We start from the raw sequence: 18,786 nt of genomic DNA, 5'->3' as shown, positions 1-18,786 counted from the left end.
GTCAGACCGCGTCGCGGCTATCGCGAGCAGGCTCACTCCTACAGGTTTAGTGGTGAACACATATGTTGTGTACGACCCAAATCCTGTAGGAGTGAGCCTGCTCGCGATGGCCGTTACACCATCTTCACGCCGGGTGTCAGGGCTGCTGGCAGAGTCAGGCTCGGGGTTTCCAGCGACGCTACCGGGTACGCGCAGTAATCCGCCGCGTAATAAGCGCTGGCCCGATGGTTGCCCGAGGCACCGACACCACCAAACGGCGCGCTGCTCGCAGCACCGGTCAGCTGTTTGTTCCAGTTGACGATGCCGGCACGGCTTTCCAGCCAGAACTGCTGATAACGCGCTTCGGAATCCGACAACAGACCAGCGGCCAGGCCATAAGCCGTGTCGTTCGCCTCAGCGATCGCCGCTTCGAAATCAACGTAGCGGATCACTTGCAGCAACGGGCCGAACAGTTCTTCGTCGGGACGCTCGGCAACCGCCGTCACATCAACGATGCCCGGGGTCAGCAACGCAGCTTGTGCCTGCGGCTGAGTCATTTCCAGCAGCGACACTGCGCCGTTGGCCAGTAGATGTTCTTGAGCGTCCATCAGCGCTTTCGCCGCGCCGAGGGAAATCACCGAGCCCATGAACGGCGCCGGCTGTTGATCGAATGCGCCAACCTCAATGGTCGCGCTGACTTCAACCAGCCGCTTCAACAGGCTGTCGCCCCACGCGTCTTGCGGCACCAGCAGGCGACGGGCACAGGTGCAACGCTGACCGGCAGATATGAATGCCGACTGAATAATCGTGTAAACCGCTGCATCCAGATCCGCGACCTGATCGACCACCAGCGGATTGTTACCACCCATCTCCAGCGCCAGAATCTTGTCCGGACGACCGGCAAATTGCTGGTGCAGATGATTACCCGTACGGCTCGAACCGGTGAAGAACAGACCGTCGATGCCCGGGTTCGCGGCCAGCGCGATACCTGTTTCCCGGGCGCCTTGCAGCAGGTTCAGAACACCCGCTGGCAGACCGGCTTCGATCCAGCACTTGACCGTCAACTCGGCGACTTTCGGTGTCAGTTCGCTTGGCTTGAACAGCACGCTGTTACCCGCCAGCAATGCCGGAACAATGTGGCCGTTCGGCAAATGGCCAGGGAAATTGTAAGGACCAAACACCGCGACCACGCCATGCGGCTTGTGGCGCAGCACGGCGGTGGCGTCACCCAACGGGCCGCTCTTCTCGCCGGTCCGCTCGCGGTAGCTCTGCACCGAAATCGCGATCTTGTTGACCATGCTGGTCACTTCGGTCGCCGATTCCCACAGCGGTTTACCGGTCTCTTCACCGATGGTGCGAGCCAGTTCGTCAGCGTGATTTTTCAGCGCGGCGGCGAATGCCTCAAGCACAGCGATGCGTTCGTCCAGCGAGCGACGCGCCCAATCCGGAAACGCCTGACGCGCAGCCTGCACAGCCGATTCAACCTGAGCAGCGGTGGCGCCCTCCCCCGACCACAGCACTTGCTGGGTCACCGGGTTCAGCGATTGAAACGCTTCGCCCTGACCGGCCAGCCACTCACCTGCGATGTATAGCGAATTCATTATTTCGACTCCCGTGCAGCGGACAACGCCACGGCGCGCACTTGATCGCCAGCGTTGAGTTGAAGACGTTTGGCAGTCTGCGGATCAACCACCAAAGTACCGGCAGCGAGACGCGCCGGCGCAGCCGTGATGCGGCAGTCTTCGCGCTTGCGGTTATGGATGATGAACGGCGTGGCGTCGTCGCCCGGCGTACCCACGGCCAATACCAGCGCTTCACTGTCACGCACCGCGCGGATCTTGCCGGTTTCGCATTCGATGGCCGGACCTGCGTCGAAGATGTCGACGTAACCCTGATAGCTGAAACCTTCACCCTTGAGCATCGCCAAGGCCGGCTCGGTGTCCGGATGGACCTGACCGATGACGCTACGCGCGCCTTCGGACAGGAAGCAGGTGTACAGCGGAAATTTCGGCATCAGCTCAGCGATGAACGCCTTGTTGCCTACGCCGGTGAGGTAATCGGCCTGGCTGAATTCCATCTTGAAGAAGTGACGACCGAGGCTTTCCCAGAACGGCGAACGGCCGGCGTCATCGGAGACACCGCGCATTTCGGCGATGATCTTGTTGCCGAACAATTCAGGGAATTCAGCGATGAACAGCATCCGCGCCTTCGACAGCATGCGGCCGTTCAGACCGCTGCGGTAATCGGCGTGCAGGAACAGCGAGCACAGCTCGGAATTACCGGTCAGGTCGTTGGCCAGAAACAGCGTCGGGATCTCGCGGTAGATGTTCAGTTCTTGCGAAGCGCTGACGGTGAGGCCGACACGGAAGTTGTACCAAGGCTCACGCATGCCGACAGCGCCGGCAATGGCGGAAATCCCCACCACGCGGCCGTCATCGTCTTCGAGCACGAACAGGTAGTCCGCATCGCCACGGCCGGCTTCGCCGCGAAAGGTCTTCTCGGCCCAGCCGACCCGATGGGCCAGACGTTCTTCGTTGGCCGGCAAAGTAGTCAGGCCGGTGCCGGTGCTGCGGGCCAGGTCGATCAGAGCGGCTAAATCGCTGCTGCGTACGGGACGAACAATCATGCTATCTCCTCAAACGGGCCGCGTTCGCCACCCGTGAAACTCGCTAAGGCGTTAAACCGCCACCAGGCGCACGCTGGCACCTTCACCGACGCCCAAGGCTTCGGCCGCTTCCAGATCCAGAGTCACCGGTTTGCCCGGCGCGTAATCCAGTTCCAGCAGCACCGCGCGGTAATCCTGCAACTGCGCGTTGGCCACCAGATACTGGCGCCCGGCACCTTTCACCGGCTCGCCGATCTTCACTGGCACCACGCGGCTCTGGGCGATCGAACGGATCCCCGAAACACGCGCATGCAGGGTCGGGCCACCGTCGAAAATATCGATGTAGTGATCGGTCTCGAAGCCTTCGCGCATCAGGATGTCGAAGGTGATCTGCGCACGCGGGTGCACCTGACCCATCGCCTCTTGGGCGGAGTCCGGCAGCAGCGGCACGTAGATCGGGTAATGCGGCATCAGCTCGGCGAGGAACGTACGGCTTTTCAGCCCGCACAGACGCTCGGCAGCGGCGTAATTGAGGTCGAAGAAATTGCGACCGATCGCATCCCAGAATGGCGAGTCGCCATTCTCATCGCTGTAACCAACGATCTCGGTCACCACCGAGTCAGCGAAACGCTCGGGATGGCTGGCGACGAACAGCAGACGACCACGGGAGTTAAGCTCGGACCATGGCGAACCGACCAGCTCGCGCTGCACGTAGAAACTGGTCAGCAAGCTGTTGCCGGTCAGGTCGTGGCACTGCGAGAGTACGTGAATTTTGTTGTGGATCTTCAGCTCGCGCGAGGCGTGCACGAAGGTCTCGTTACGGAAGCTGTAGAACGGCTCTGAGTAACCGGCGGACGCGACAATTGCCGAGCAACCGACCAGTTTGCCGGTGGTGGATTCCTCGAGGACGAAGAAGTAACTCTCTTCACCGTTGAAGCTCACTTCGGCGGAGAACGACGCTTCGCTCGCGGCGATTTTGTCGCTCAGACGTTCCACATCATCCGGCAAGGAAGTGACACCAATCGGGCTGTCCGCAGCCAGACGCTGTACCTCGCCCAGATCAGCCATTTGCGCGGGGCGCATCACCAGCATGGTGTCACTCCTTTTCTCTTATCAATTCACAGAAGAAAAAATACCGAACATTGTGGGATCGGCTCTTTGTGGCGAGGGGATTTATCCCCGATGGGCTGCGCAGCGGCCCCAGATTTTGGGGGTGCTTCGCGCCCCGTCGGGGATAAATCCCCTCACCACAAAGGCTGACTCCGACAGTTGAATCTGCCCGATATCAAAAATTGGGTTCGGCGCCCAAGTACTCAGGCGCCGAAGGGTCTATCAAGCTTGCGTCAGTGCTGCAGCAGCGCGCTCGAAACGATCCAGACCGGCATCGATATCGGCGTCTTCCACCACCAGGCTCGGGGCGAAACGGATCACGTCCGGGCCGGCTTGCAGAATCATCAGGCCTTCTTTTTCAGCGGCGTTGAAGATGTCTTTGGCCTTGCCTTTCCAGGCATCGCTCAGCACACAACCGATCAGCAGACCGAGGCCACGCACCTGAGTGAACAGGCCATATTTCTCGCCGATCTGCTCAAGGCGCGCCTTGAACTTGTCATGCTTGGCGTTTACGCCGCTCAACACTTCAGGCGTGTTGATCACATCGATCACCGCTTCCGCGACCGCGCATGCCAGCGGGTTGCCGCCGTAAGTGGTGCCGTGGGTGCCGACAACCAGGTGTTTGGCCAGCGCTTCGGTGGTCAGCATCGCCGCGATCGGGAAACCGCCGCCCAGGCTCTTGGCGCTGGTGAGGATGTCCGGAGTCACGCCGTAATGCTGGTAGGCGAACAGCTTGCCGCTGCGGCCCATGCCGGTTTGCACTTCGTCGAACACCAGCAGCGCGTTGTTCGCGTCGCACAGTTCGCGGGCACCTTGCAGGTACGCCAATTCGGCTGGCAGCACGCCGCCCTCGCCCTGGATCGGTTCCAGCACGACCGCACAGGTCTTGTCGGAAACCGCCGCTTTCAGCGCGGCCAGATCGTTATAAGGAACGTGGGTGATGCCGGTGATTTTCGGGCCGAAACCGTCGGAGTACTTCGACTGGCCACCGACGTTAACGGTGAACAACGTACGGCCGTGGAAGCTGTTCAGCGCGGCAATGATTTCGTACTTCTCAGTGCCGAAACGGTCGAATGCAACACGACGGGCCAGCTTGAAAGCGGCCTCGTTGGCTTCAGCGCCGGAGTTGCAGAAGAACACGCGCTCGGCGAACGTGGCGTCGATCAGCTTGTGCGCCAGGCGCAGGGCTGGCTCGTTGGTGAACACGTTGGACACGTGCCACAACTTGTTCGCTTGCTCGGTCAATGCACCGACCAGCGCCGGGTGCGCGTGGCCCAATACGTTAACGGCAATCCCGCCGGCGAAGTCGATCAGCTCGCGGCCGGCCTGATCCCAGACACGGGAACCGGCGCCACGCACCGGAATGAAAGCGGCAGGCGCGTAGTTGGGAACCATTACCTGGTCGAAATCGGCGCGTTGTACCGCAGCGTGCTCAACGGACATCGGAGTCTCCTGATGAGAAGCACTCGCCTGAAACTGGCGAGCTTGGTGAGGATTGTAAGGACAGTTTTCAGCCCGGCCTTGCCGCCAAGCGACAACTTCTTATAGCGCAAACCCCGGATTTTCCCGGGTTTACGGCAATGCGACATATAGCGTCGCAAAGGCGCAGTTTAAACTGCCCAAGGGGATCTGCGGTGGCTCGACGGTAATTGATCGAGGAATTCAATGTGCGGTAACTATGTACCGCACATGACAAATATTTTTCTGCTTTGCTGGGCGCTCTCCGCACGCTAATGGATGAGCGCATGAACCTGCCACAACCGCTGCAACCTGCCGCCCGCCTCGATACTCTCTATACCGAGCACAACGACACGCATTTTCTGCCGTTACACCAAGCCGCGCCTGATTGGCTGGCGAACGCTTCGGCGTTTCGACGCCATGCCCTGCGACGCGCAATCCCCCGTCATGAGCCCCTGCTGGCGGCTTCCGCACGTCAGCACCACGCCCGGTTAGGTGTGCTGAATGCCCAGCACTGGGCGGCACAGAACCAGGTGGATCACCTGCTGACCAACCTCAAGGACGTCGAAGCCTTCGCTGCGCCGTTACTGGCAGCGGCGATCAAGGATCAATGCGGCCTGATACTCGACGTCAAAAGCACGTTCGTGCGCCTCTACATTCCAGTCACGAACCCTTGGTTTGGCTTCTCTACCGGCGCCAGCCGAATCTGGACGCTGTCCGTGCTAGACGCCGCACTGCGCAACTTCGAAAGCCATGAAACCGAAACGGATGCTTTTGACTCCGATTCCTGCTTCATCACCCAGCCAGACGATCGCGAACAATTTGAACTCCTCGCGGATATCAGCCAGGCACTGTCGATAAACACCTTCATCAAACTGTGCCGAAGCCTCGATCTCGGTGCGCAATACCAACAACATTTGCAACAACATCTAGGCATCGACCAGCCCAATCTGGCGGCCACGCTGCGCTTGCATGTCGAAGTCAGCCAAAAGGCTGCACTGAAATCGGCGCTGATCTACGCCCGAATGAACAACGACATACAGGAAGATCTTTATCGCCTCATTGGTGGTTTGATCGACGGCCTGCAAGGCATGCGGCTGGATGGCGAAACAGTGCGCGGTCACAGCCTGTCGCTGCTGTCTTCGCAACTGCACGGCATCATTGTGTTTGCGCCGGATCTGCACACCAGCGAACGCGTCACCCGGCTGGTTGCTTATGTGCCGAACGACCCCGAACACCCGATCAAGGAATACACCTCCAGCGCTGCATTCGCCGCCGAACTGACGCGCCAGTTGCGCCACAACGACTACCAGCATTTTTTCAGTCAATTCATTGCTCACAGCGAGCGCGGTCGCTTCTTCTCCACGCTCAAAGCACGCCTCACGCACATTGAGTATTTCGCGCACCAACCGGGTGATCCACGACCCGCCTGGCGCGAAGTCACGGTGGAAAAACCCGACCTGCAATTTCACGCCGACGTCATTCATTCATTGCTATGGCAATACCAATTCGAGAATGCGTTGAACAAGATACTCAACGACGGACAAAGCCTCGCCGTGCCCACGGCATTGGTTGATCAGCAGGTACGCTGGGCCTTCTGGGACGCTCTGATGAGCATCGCTACAACGTTGCTGACCGTCGCTGCGTTCGTGGCCACGCCGTTCGTGCCGTTCCTGGGTGAACTGATGCTCGGCTACATGGCTTATCAGTTCCTTGACGAGACCTTCGAAGGCATTGTCGAGTGGGCACAGGGGCAACGCACCGAAGCCTTTCTGCATCTGATGGATGCGGTGGAATCGATCGTGCAATTCGGCATATTCGCCGCCGGCGGCATGCTGGTCGCCGGCGAGTTTCGCAACCTGCTGCCGCCGCATGTCGTGCGCTTTATCGACCGCTTCAAACCCATCACCGCGCCGAACGGAAAAACACTCTACTGGAAACCCGATCTAGCCCCCTACGAACAAGGTATTTCGCTGACCAAAGACTCCCTGCCGGATCAACACGGCTTGCATCAGATCGATGGAAAACTGCTGCTGCCACTGGACGACAAAGTGTTTGCGGTGAGATCCGATCCGGGCGCCAGAGGTTTTCGCATCGACCACCCGACACGCGCCGATGCTTACCCGCCGATGCTTGAACACTTCCACACCGGCACCTGGCAAACCGAGCTTGATCGCCCGCTCACCTGGTCCAGCGACAAACTGCTGCGACGCATTGGCCACACGGTCGACAGCCTGTCACCCAGCGAACTGGAGCAGGCGCTCGCCAGCAGCGGCTATCACGAAGATGTCCTGCGCAAATTTCACGCGCAACACGAGCCGCTTCCGCCGCTGCTTGAGGACACCCTCAAGCGCTTCAACCTCGACAAGCAGATTCGCGATTTCATCGATCAGATGAACAGCCCTCACGCAGCAGAATTTTCACAAGCCGAGCCAATCACTCAACTGCAATTGCTCACCGAACATTGCCCGTGGCCAGAAACTAAAAGCCTGCGCTTGCTTGATCTGCAGGGCAAGACGCTATGGGAAAGCAGCCGCCCGCAATTGCCAGCGATTGAACTGAGCCATTCCCCGTCAGGATCAAGTGATTTGCTCGCCAATCTACTGGCGAAACTCGACGAGGGCGAACTCAAGATACTTCTCAGAGAGGAGCCCGGTCTTCCTCCCAGAGGGCTTACGCTGCGAGCTCAGGCGTTGAGAAAAACCCTGGCGAACATCGCCGCCGAACGCCGAAACATCCTGTTCGAAGCACGTTATCGAGCGGCTGAACACATCACCGACGCAGCGGCGCACAAGCTCATCGACACAACGCCCGGCCTGCCCACCAGCGTCGCCCGGGAAATACTGCGCACGGCAACGGGCAAAGAGCGTCAGCAACTCAAACAAATGCCGGTTCCCAAGCGCCTCGTGCAACTGGCTCGCTGGGCCTTGGAGGACGTTCGCGCTGCTCGCGCTTTTGAGGGTTTGTACCTGGAATCAATCAACCCGCTGGACACCCAGCGCCTGTCCTTGCATTCAATGGAACGTCTGCATGGCTGGCCGAAAAATTTGCGCATCGACGTTCGCGACTACGGCATTCACGGCACGCTGCGCGACAGCATTGGCCCGACCGATACCACTCTCCACAAAACCATGGTGCTGCTCGAAGACGGTCAGTACCAGGCTTTCGACGAACAGGATCAACCGTTGTCGGCGGCCCTTGATTTCTACAATGCTGCATTGCAAGCCTTGCCAGACCACGCGCGCGATGCGCTGGGCATCCACATCGGAGCAGGTGCAAAACTCAAGCAAGCCATCCGTGATCACGCCCTGCCCCGCGATGAGCTGAAAAATATCCTGCTGCTGCATCGCGAACTAAAGCCCCTCTATGACCCGCAGATCATGCGCTTGCCGGGAGGAAACGGTACCTACCGACGATTCAATCCAATCGCACCGCCCTTGGAACAACTGGCGATGACGCTCAACCCAGCGTTCACATTCGAGCAGTTGCAGGCGTTCATGCAAAGACTGGCCATACACCCCGCCGGGCCACTCGCCGAGTTGTCGCGCCTGACTGCCGAACTCGCGAAACTGCGTGTCGACCTGCACACCTGGACCGCGCAAACACCGACGCAACATCCCTTGACCGGTATGCGCTTCGACGCAGAAGCCTTAGTCGAGGCCAAAAATGATCGTCGGGTATTCAAGGAAACGCTGCTGAGTTGCTGGCTCGAACGCACAACGTTCAACGAGGCCGATCCTCACGCGCGAACATCGCTGATTTTTGCCCACCCCGTCATCGGCGAGTTTCCAGCACTCACCGCAGACTTCAGCCATGTCACCCATCTTTCGCTGGAAGGTAGCAATGCCGCTCAAGGCACTGACGCTTTCCTGCACCTGTTTCCCAGACTGCAGCATCTGGAAATCCGCAGCTTCAATCTCGCACGACTGCCCCAAGCCCTCGACGCCATGCCACATCTGCACCAACTGATCCTTGCTGAATGCGGCATCGGCCTCGATGACGTCGCGGTAGAGAGGCTGAATAAACTCACCTCGCTCGGCGCATTGGATCTTTACGGCAATCCCCTGGGACGCACACCCGATATCACAGCCATGACCGAACTGACCTACATCGACCTGGCCGATACCAGCATCAGCCATCTGCCGAACGGGTTGTCGAATCATCCGCGGCTGAGCACCGGTATTTTCAGCAACAACCAGATCAGCGAAATACCGCCGGATTTTTTTCATTACCCACCGGAAACCACGTCCGGTTTCGAGTTTGCTCACAACCCTGTTTCACGCGCTACACGTGACCGGATCAGAGCGCACTTTCATCAGCATGGACAGACCCTGGGAGTGCTCAGCGAGCCGGTCGACATCGCTCGAACAAGACAGATTTACTCGCTGTTCAATGTCAAAGAAGCCAGTCAGTTTTTCTACCGCTTACCCGGCCTCACGGAGAATGCCCGACTTGAACTGACCCGACTGGAAAACGAATACTCGACGCTGCAAAGCGACTTGGCTGCATGGACTGGCAACATCCCCGACATCAACCCGTTCACGCACAGCCCCTTCACCGCCCAGGAACTGGCAGAAGAACAGTCCGCACGGGATGAATTCAAGACGCTGGTCGAGGAATGCTGGCGCAGGGAAAGCGAGTTCGACGAACTCGGTGAACAGGGCGAAACGCTGTACGAGCTCAATTTGCCGACCACCATCATCGGCGATTTACCCCTATTGACGGCGGACTTCAGTCACGTATCGACCTTGACGCTGCTCAGCGAAGACGGTGCGACAACAGGCGCCAATCAATTCCTCAACCATTTCCCCAAGCTCAGAACGCTGAACATCCGCGAGTTCTCACTCGGCGACATTCCCCAGGCAATCTTCAAAATGGGTGATCTGACCGCGCTGTACCTGACTGAATGCAACATCAGTCTAAACGCACACGACGTCGCGGCTTTGGGCGAAATGGTCAATCTGGAATTGCTCGATTTGAGCTACAACCCCTTGGGGCTGGCACCGGACTTGCGGCAACTGACCTTGCTCACGGATCTGATACTCAACAACGCCGGCATCAGTGAACTACCCGATGGCCTGTTCCAGCTCAAGGATTTGCTCAAGGCTGATTTAAGTGAAAACCACATCAGCGCAATGCCCAGCGATATACTCGAACTCCCCGGAGAGATCGCTGAGGCGATCAATTTACGCGGCAACCCGTTCGACGCGCAGAGCCAGCTCATCCTTCGCGCCTACTTCAACAAGCACGGCATGGACTTTGGCATCGAAAGCACGATCAACGAGGCAGAGATGGAGGTTTCATCGTCCGACGGATCGGAAGTCGACGAGTAGGTTTCGCCGACTGACGCGCGGCGATCACCCGCGCTCTGACGGCACCGACGACAATTCAAACGGGCTGCTGCTGCGTCGCTGGTTGCGATCTTCCCGCGGCGTGGCGCCGAAGAAATTGCGATAGGCGCTGGAGAAATGCGGCCCCGAGGAGAAGCCACACGACAGGCCGATCTGGATGATCGACTTGCTGGTTTGCATCAACATCTGCCGGGCCTTGTTCAGGCGCAGTTCCAGGTAGTACTGGCTCGGCACACGGTTGAGGTATTGCTTGAAGATGCGCTCCAACTGTCGACGGGACACGCACACATGCTGGGCGATTTCGTCGGTGGTCAGTGGTTCTTCGATGTTGGCTTCCATCAGCAACACCGCCTGGGTGAGCTTCGGATGGCTGGAGCCGAGACGGTTCTGCAACGGGATGCGCTGGCGCTCGCCACCCTCGCGGATGCGCTCGACCACCAGTTCTTCGGAAACGGCGCCGGCCAGTTCCGCACCGTGATCGCGGGCCAGTACCGCCAGCAACAGATCAAGCACAGACATGCCGCCGCACGCGGTCAGGCGATCGCGATCCCAGTCGAACAGGTGACTGGTGGCGATGACTTTCGGGAAGCGCTCGGCGAAATCGTCCTGCCAACGCCAGTGCACGGCAGCGCGATAACCGTCGAGCAAACCAAGTTGCGCCAACGGATAAACACCAGCGGACAGACCGCCGATGACCGTACCGGCACGCACCAATTGCTTGAGCGCACTGCTGAGCGCCGGGGCCAGCGTGGTCGGCGGCTCATCGGCGAGCAGGAACAGTTTCTGGAAGTTTTCGAGCTTGCCGGCCCACGCTTCACCGGGCAGTTGCCAGGCGCCTTCGGCCGGCGGTTCGGCCTGCAGAAACGACAGTTCGTAAACCACGTCCGGGTGCACCCGCTGAGCAACACGCAAGGCTTCCTCCGCCAGCGCCAGCGTCAACGCTTTAGTGCTGGGCCAAATCAGGAAACCAATTCGATGGGCAGTCATGGGCGGGCAATCCGAAGCGAAAAACAGTGATGAAGGCATGGGCCAATGCTAGCCCGTAAATGAACACAAATCTTGAGCCTGACGCAGATCCACCATCGGAATGAAATGCCTTTCCCATGTAGGAGCTGACGAGTGAAACGAGGCTGCGATCTTTTGACCCTCAAAAACAGATCAAAAGATCGCAGCCTTCGGCAGCTCCTACAGTGGATTGGAGCCAGCCTTCAGGTTGCGAAGCATGCACTATTCCGGTGCATACCGGCAGCCCTGAATTACTTGAGGCTGCCCGAAAGGAATTGTTGCAAACGTTCCGATTGCGGATTAACCAGCACTTCACGCGGGTTGCCGCTTTCTTCCACCACACCTTTGTGCAGGAACACCAACTGGTTCGACACTTCACGGGCAAAGCCCATTTCGTGGGTCACCACAACCATGGTGCGACCTTCCTGAGCCAGCGCTTGCATGACTTTCAGCACGTCACCCACCAGTTCCGGGTCAAGCGCCGAGGTCGGTTCGTCGAACAGCATCACCTCAGGCTCCATCGCCAGCGCACGGGCAATCGCCACACGCTGCTGTTCGCCACCGGACATGTGCCCAGGGAACGCGTCTTTACGATGGGCCACGCCGACCTTGTTCAGGTAGTGCTCGGCTTTCTCACGAGCTTCGGCCTTGGACACGCCGAGGACGTGGACCGGCGCTTCCATGATGTTTTCCAGCGCAGTCATGTGCGACCACAGGTTGAAATGCTGGAACACCATCGACAGGCGCGAACGCATGCGTTGCAGCTGTTTCGGATCAGCGGCTTTCAGCGCGCCGTCCTTGTTCGCCACCAGTTTCAGCTCTTCGTTGTTGAGCAGAATCTTGCCCGCGTGCGGCTGCTCAAGCAGGTTGATGCAGCGCAGGAAAGTACTTTTGCCGGAGCCACTGGAGCCGATGATGCTGATCACATCGCCAGCTGCCGCTTTCAGGGACACGCCCTTGAGCACTTCGTGACTGCCATAGCGTTTATGCAGGTCTTGGACTTCAAGTTTGTACATGCGGTCGGTTCTCACAAAAACAGTCAGTCAGTCGTTGAGCAAGCGCCCGTGACGCAGCGCTTCGCGCCCCGCCACCTTGGCCAGCCAGAAACCGGGTTGGGCATAACGCAGCCGTTCAATGGCAAACAGCACCCCGGAGGTACCAGCACACACCGTGCTGACCCGATCGGACACAGGATCAATCACTTCAAAAATCTCGTCGCCCGCCTCGACCCACTCGCCGGGCTTGCGCAGAAAACTCACCACGCCAGGGTGCGGCGCGAGGAGCAATTCGGTGCCTTCGAACGGCATGCCTTCACAGGCTTCGTGCGCCGGGTTCGGCCACTCGCCGGTGATCAAACCTTGCTCGGCGAGGAACGCCAGAATGCCTTCAGCATACGCCTCGGCCTCAGCGCGACCGGTGTCGGCCTGACCGCCCAGCTCAATCGTCGTCGCCAGGCACGCCAGCGGAATCTGCGCATCGGGGAACTGCCGCGACAGACGCAACCACGGCAACGAGCACGCTTCATCGAACGAGCTGCCGCCGGAATCTTCCGCGAGCAAACCAACCTTCACATTCAGGTGCGCCGCCAGCGAACGCCACTGCGGCCAATGCTGCGGCAGCGCGTACATGTGCAGCGCGGCTTCGGCATCACAATGCAGATCGAGCACCACATCGGCGGTGCAAGCATGGCTGAGCAACACGCGCTGCATGCCTTGCAACTGGCTGCTCGCCTCCGGCAATGCCGCCAGATGATCGGCCATCGCCTGACGAATCAGGCGCACATTGGCGTGCGGATCATCACCGAGACTGTCAGCCAAAGCCGCCGCAACCGGCGCGCTCAGTTCAACGAAATCACGGTTGAAATTCTTGCCGCTGCCTGCCTCGAAACGCCCCTGATGATTGCCTTGCAGCAATTGCCCAAGGCCCAACGGGTTGGCAACGGGCACCAACTCGATGACCCCATTGAGCAAGCCTTTGGCTTCGAGTTCGCCGAGGCGCTTTTTCAGTTCCCAGGCGGTGCGCATGCCCGGCAATTCATCAGCGTGCAGGCTGGCCTGAATGTAAGCCTTGCGCTCGCCATGCCCGAAGCGAAACACCGAAATCTTGCGCTCGCTGCCCAGATGGCTCCACGGCAATACGTGGTCGATGCGTTCCATATCAGTGCTTCCGCGGCGCGAGGTAGCTCAACCAGCGACGCTCGGCCAACTTGAACAGCTTGACCAGAATGAACGTCAGGCAGAGGTAGAAAACGCCAGCGGTGATGTACGCCTCGAACGGCAGATAGTACTGCGCGTTGACGGTACGGGCCGCGCCGGTGATGTCGATCAAGGTCACGATGGACGCCAGACTGGTGGTCTGCAGCATCATGATCACTTCGTTGCTGTACTGCGGCAGTGCCCGGCGCAGGGCCGATGGCAGCAGGATGCGCTTGTACAATTTAAAGCGCGACATGCCCATGGCTTTCGCCGCTTCGATCTCACCGTTCGGCGTGGCTTTGAGGCTGCCGGCGATGATTTCAGCGGTGTAGGCGCTGGTGTTGACCGCGAAGGCCAGGCACGCGCAGAACGTTGCGCTGGACAGCCATGGCCACAAAAAGCTTTCGCGTACCGCTTCAAACTGGGCCAGACCGTAGTAGATCAGAAACAGTTGCACCAGCATCGGCGTGCCACGGATCACGTAGGTGTAAAGCCACGCGGCACCGTTGACCACCGGATTTTTCGAGACGCGCATCAGCCCCAGCGGCAGGGCCGCGAGCAGACCGAAAAACAGCGACAGCGCGAGCAGTTTGAGGGTGGTCAGCAGGCCGCCGAGGTACAGCGGCAGGGCCTCCCAAATGACGTTGTAGTCGAAGATCATAGATCAGCCGCCCTTACGCCTACCGAGTAGCGCTTCTCAAGTTGACGCAGGATCAGCAACGAAACACTGGTAATCACCAGGTACATCGCCGCCACTGCGAGGAAGAAGGTGAAAGGCTCGCGGGTGGCATCTGCCGCCTGCTTGGCCTTGAACATCATGTCTTGCAGACCGACCACGGAAATCAGCGCGGTGGCCTTGGTCAGTACCAGCCAGTTGTTGGTGAAGCCCGGAATCGCCAGGCGAATCATCTGCGGCACCATCACCCGGAAGAACACCTGAAAACTGCTCATGCCGTACGCCATGCCCGCTTCGGCCTGGCCCTTCGGGATCGCCATGAACGCGCCACGGAAGGTTTCCGACAAGTACGCACCGAAGATGAAACCGAGGGTGCCGATACCGGCGGCCAACGGGTTCAGGTCGATGTAATCGTTGAAGCCGAGCAGCGGCGCAACGCGGTTGAGCAAGTCCTGACCGCCGTAGAAGATCAACAGGATCAGCACCAGATCGGGAATCCCGCGGATCACCGTGGAATACAGATCGCCCAGCCAGGCCAGCCAGCGCACCGGCGACAGGCGCAACGCGACACCGATCAGCCCGAGAACGATGGCCAGAGCCATGGACGACAAGGCGAGCTGAAGCGTCAGCCATGCGCCATCGAGGATGACAGCCCCGTAGCCTTTCAACATGATTCAGTCCTCGAAAGTTGGGATGAAAAAATGGCGCAAACCGCAGAGATCCTGTTGCTTGCGCCATTTCGGACTTGTCGCAGAGACGTGTTACTTGCCGTAGATATCGAAGGCGAAGTACTTGTCCTGGATTGCTTTGTATTTGCCGTTTTCGCGGATGGCCGCGATGGCAGCGTTGATCTTGTCTTTCAGGGCGTCGCCCTTGCGCACTGCAATGCCTACGCCGTCGCCGAAGTATTTGACGTCGGTGAACGCAGGACCGACGAACGCGAAGCCTTTACCGGCGTCGGTTTTCAGGAAACCGTCGTCCAGCAGGGTTGCGTCAGCCACGGTACCGTCGAGGCGACCGGCAGCCACGTCGAGGTAGATTTCGTTCTGCGAGCCGTACGGCTTGATCTCTGCACCCAGTGGCGCGAGGACTTCGCGGGCGAAACGCTCGTGGATCGAACCACGTTGTACGCCAATGTTCTTGCCCTTCAGCTCGCTCAGGTTTTCGCTGACCTGAGTGCCGGCCTTCATGACCAGACGTGCCGGGGTGTTGTAGTACTTGTTGGTGAAGTCGACCGACTTCTTGCGATCTTCAGTGATCGACATCGACGACAGGATCGCGTCGATCTTGCGCACTTTCAGTGCCGGGATCAGACCGTCGAACTCTTGCTCGACCCACACACACTTGACCTGCATCTGCTCGCACAGAGCGTTGCCGATGTCGTAGTCGAAACCAACGATGCTGCCGTCCGGTGCTTTCGAAGCGAACGGAGGGTAAGCCGCTTCGATACCGATCTTCAGAGGTTTTTCGTCAGCGAAGGCATTCAGCGACAGCACGGACAGTGCCAGGGCGCCAAGCAGCACAAGTTTCTTCATCTCGGGACTCCATCGGTAAAGGGCAAAAACGGCAGAGTGAGCGACAGCCCAATATGCGAATGGGTGAATCGGGAAATCGGTTGCTGCATCGGTGGGAAATTTCCCGTCGAAACCTGGGGAGGTTTCAACATCAGCCACGATGAGCGAGTGATCGGCATTCTAACGACAGGCCGGAAGCCGATATTTCTTCAATGCGACAACTAATTACAGATGCACAGAGAAAGCGACTTTGGCACATTGACAGCCCCGCAATTTCATGCAAGAGCGAAAGACAGTGAACCGATCTATGCTGCAAATTGCGGGCCTATTATTCGCAAACCCTTCTAATCCGGCAAGCGCAGCGTTGTGTCTTATTTTTCACTGGGGGTTTGGAGGCTCTAAAACGGGGCGATGCGTTTCCCTTTGCCCCGTCGCGGGGCGGGCGGTTACACATTCGGTTACGTAGAAGGCGGCGGGTAACAGTGGGAAACGGCTTACGGCGCAGGTCGATAATTATTGGTTGGGTGGTCTTGTGTTCCGACAGTGGACTACACAGTTGCCTGACAGATTGCTATCGCTGGCAAGCCAGCTCCCACAGGGATATGCGGCGAAGCTGAAATTTCCGCCACACCACAAAAACTGTGGGAGCTAGCCTGCTGGCGATGAGGCCAGCCCTATCAACCCAAATCCGCGCAGGACCACAAACTGCCAACACACCACAAAACCTGTGGGAGCTGGCTTGCCAGCGATGAGGCCGGTCCGATCACCCCAAAACCTCCAGACACAAAAAAGCCCCGCCCGGTATCACCGGACAGGGCTTCTGTGGATCATTACTTAAGCAACATTCATCGTCTTGTGCGTATCAATCAAATGCTGCACCACACCCGGATCCGCCAGCGTCGAGATATCCCCCAACCCGTCGTATTCCGCCGTGGCAATCTTGCGCAGAATCCGGCGCATGATCTTGCCCGAACGCGTCTTCGGCAGCCCCGGCGCCCACTGGATCACATCCGGCGAAGCAATCGGCCCGATCTCTTTACGCACCCAGTTCTTCAGCTCCAGACGCAGCTGCTCGGTCGGTTCCTCGCCATTCTTCAACGTGACATAGACATAAATGCCCTGCCCCTTGATGTCATGCGGCACACCCACCACCGCCGCCTCAGCGACTTTCGGATGCGCAACCATCGCGCTCTCGATCTCGGCCGTGCCCATACGGTGGCCGGACACGTTGAGCACGTCATCGACACGCCCGGTGATCCAGTAGTAACCATCAGCATCACGGCGCGCGCCGTCACCGGTGAAGTACATGCCACGGAAAGTCTTGAAGTAGGTATCAACAAAACGATCGTGATCGCCATACAGCGTGCGCGCCTGGCCCGGCCACGAATCGAGAATCACCAGATTGCCTTCAGCCTCGCCCTCAATAATGTTACCGAGGTTGTCGACCAGCGCCGGCACCACACCGAAGAACGGACGCGCCGCCGAACCCGGCTTCAGCGCATGAGCACCCGGCAGCGGGCTCATCATGTTGCCGCCGGTTTCGGTCTGCCACCAGGTATCAACGATCGGGCAACGCGACTTGCCGACATTCTTGTAGTACCAGTCCCAGGCTTCCGGGTTGATCGGCTCGCCGACCGAACCGAGCAGACGCAGGCTGCTGCCATCCGCGCCTTCAACAGCGGCTTGCCCCGAAGCCATCATCGCGCGGATCGCGGTCGGTGCGGTGTAGAGGATGTTGACCTTGTGCTTGTCGACGATCTTCGCCACCCGGGTGATGTCCGGGTAGTTCGGCACGCCTTCGAACAGCAGCGTGGTCGCGCCGTTGGCCAGCGGGCCGTAGACAATGTAGCTGTGGCCGGTGACCCAGCCGACGTCGGCGGTGCACCAGTAAACCTCGCCCGGACGGTAGTCGAACACGCGCTCATGGGTCATCGCCGCGTACAGCAGATAACCGCCAGTGGTGTGCTGCACGCCCTTCGGCTTGCCAGTCGAGCCGGAGGTATAAAGGATGAACAGTGCTTCTTCGGCGCCCATCTCTTTCGGCGCGCAAACAGTGCCCGCCACTTTCATCAGGTCTTCGTACCAGATGTCGCGATGCTGGTTCCACTTGATGTCGCCACCGGTGCGCTTGCAGACGATGACTTTCTGGATGCTGCTGGTTTCCGGGTTGGTCAGCGCGTCGTCGACGTTGGCCTTGAGGGAAATCTTCTTGCCGGCGCGAATGCCTTCGTCAGCGGTGATCACCACTTTCGATTTGCAGTCGATGATGCGACCGGCCAGGGCTTCCGGCGAGAAACCACCGAACACCACCGAGTGAATCGCGCCGATCCGGGTGCAGGCCAGCATGGCGACCACGGCTTCGGGAATCATCGGCATATAAATGGTCACCACGTCGCCGCGGTGTACGTCCTGACCACGCAGGGCGTTGGCCAGTTTGCACACTTGTTCGTGCAGTTCGCGGTAGGTGATGTTGCGGCTCTCGGAAGGATCGTCGCCTTCCCAGATGATCGCGACTTGATCGCCGCGCTCGGCCAGATGGCGGTCGAGGCAGTTGTAGGAAACGTTGAGGGTGCCGTCGGCAAACCACTTGATGTCGACATGGTGATCGTCGAAGGAAGTCTGTTTCACCGTGGTGAAAGGTTTGATCCAGTCGAGACGCTGAGCTTGCTCGCGCCAGAAACCGTCAGGGTTGACGACCGACTGCTGGTACATGGCTTTGTAGGTCGCCTCGTCAGTCAGCGTGTTAGCCAGAACCTCGGGACGAACGGGATACAGAGAAGCCGCACTCATCTTTCCTACCTCGGTGTAATAGTTGTTTTTGTATGACCCCGTTGTAGCCGGGCCGGCCCCATAGAACCATTCGACGATGGTAGTAACAACCCCTCCCCCACCC

At 59.1% G+C, this 18,786-nt stretch carries 12 protein-coding genes; 1 reads left to right on the top strand and 11 read right to left on the bottom strand.

Going from position 1 to position 18,786, the window contains the following annotated elements:
- Positions 1 to 113 precede the first annotated feature (113 nt).
- The 4 genes from astD to ACQ4MY_RS08245 all read right to left on the bottom strand — a co-directional run bounded on the left by astD (position 114) and on the right by ACQ4MY_RS08245 (position 5,137).
- Positions 114 to 1,583 (bottom strand): succinylglutamate-semialdehyde dehydrogenase, encoded by a 1,470-nt coding sequence (astD, locus tag ACQ4MY_RS08260; protein WP_440094772.1) that lies wholly within the window; start codon positions 1,581 to 1,583, stop codon positions 114 to 116.
- Positions 1,580 to 2,605: an arginine N-succinyltransferase gene (astA, locus tag ACQ4MY_RS08255; protein ID WP_008077921.1), complete on the bottom strand. Its 1,026-nt coding sequence runs from the start codon at positions 2,603 to 2,605 to the stop codon at positions 1,580 to 1,582. The genes astD and astA overlap by 4 nt, the downstream gene beginning before the upstream one ends.
- Positions 2,606 to 2,656: 51 nt before the next feature.
- Entirely contained in the window at positions 2,657 to 3,676 is a 1,020-nt protein-coding gene (aruF, locus tag ACQ4MY_RS08250) for an arginine/ornithine succinyltransferase subunit alpha (protein ID WP_008077922.1), read from the bottom strand.
- 240 nt (positions 3,677 to 3,916) lie between these two features.
- Entirely contained in the window at positions 3,917 to 5,137 is a 1,221-nt protein-coding gene (locus ACQ4MY_RS08245) for an aspartate aminotransferase family protein (RefSeq protein ID WP_397482089.1), read from the bottom strand.
- A gap of 302 nt (positions 5,138 to 5,439) precedes the next feature.
- On the opposite strand from ACQ4MY_RS08245, the gene ACQ4MY_RS08240 reads away from it, so the two are divergent.
- Positions 5,440 to 10,485, top strand: coding sequence for a dermonecrotic toxin domain-containing protein (locus ACQ4MY_RS08240; protein WP_440094738.1), 5,046 nt, complete (start codon positions 5,440 to 5,442; stop codon positions 10,483 to 10,485).
- 24 nt (positions 10,486 to 10,509) lie between these two features.
- On the opposite strand, the gene argR is transcribed toward ACQ4MY_RS08240, so the two are convergent.
- From argR to acs, 7 genes are all read right to left on the bottom strand, one after another.
- Positions 10,510 to 11,490, bottom strand: a complete 981-nt coding sequence (gene argR, locus ACQ4MY_RS08235; RefSeq protein ID WP_440094736.1) for a transcriptional regulator ArgR — start codon at positions 11,488 to 11,490, stop codon at positions 10,510 to 10,512.
- A gap of 269 nt (positions 11,491 to 11,759) precedes the next feature.
- A complete protein-coding gene (locus ACQ4MY_RS08230) occupies positions 11,760 to 12,524 on the bottom strand; it encodes an ABC transporter ATP-binding protein (protein ID WP_003227281.1) in 765 nt (254 codons plus the stop codon).
- A gap of 27 nt (positions 12,525 to 12,551) precedes the next feature.
- Entirely contained in the window at positions 12,552 to 13,664 is a 1,113-nt protein-coding gene (locus ACQ4MY_RS08225) for a M14 family metallopeptidase (protein WP_440094733.1), read from the bottom strand.
- A gap of 1 nt (position 13,665) precedes the next feature.
- Complete coding sequence (locus ACQ4MY_RS08220; protein ID WP_008077928.1) at positions 13,666 to 14,364, bottom strand: ABC transporter permease; 699 nt, start codon at positions 14,362 to 14,364, stop codon at positions 13,666 to 13,668.
- The gene (locus ACQ4MY_RS08215; RefSeq protein WP_201149067.1) at positions 14,361 to 15,050 is read right to left on the bottom strand and encodes an ABC transporter permease; all 690 of its coding nucleotides are present in this window, start codon (positions 15,048 to 15,050) and stop codon (positions 14,361 to 14,363) included. The genes ACQ4MY_RS08220 and ACQ4MY_RS08215 overlap by 4 nt, the downstream gene beginning before the upstream one ends.
- Positions 15,051 to 15,140: 90 nt before the next feature.
- Positions 15,141 to 15,914: an ABC transporter substrate-binding protein gene (locus tag ACQ4MY_RS08210; RefSeq protein WP_158833097.1), complete on the bottom strand. Its 774-nt coding sequence runs from the start codon at positions 15,912 to 15,914 to the stop codon at positions 15,141 to 15,143.
- Positions 15,915 to 16,727: 813 nt separating this feature from the next.
- Entirely contained in the window at positions 16,728 to 18,683 is a 1,956-nt protein-coding gene (acs, locus tag ACQ4MY_RS08205; RefSeq protein ID WP_034153332.1) for an acetate--CoA ligase, read from the bottom strand.
- Positions 18,684 to 18,786: the final 103 nt, after the last annotated feature.

Source organism: Pseudomonas sp. SM4 (genome assembly GCF_051913165.1).
Taxonomy (GTDB): domain Bacteria; phylum Pseudomonadota; class Gammaproteobacteria; order Pseudomonadales; family Pseudomonadaceae; genus Aquipseudomonas.
Note: the sequence above shows the minus strand (reverse complement) of the source record. Positions and strands in the feature narration are given on the sequence as shown.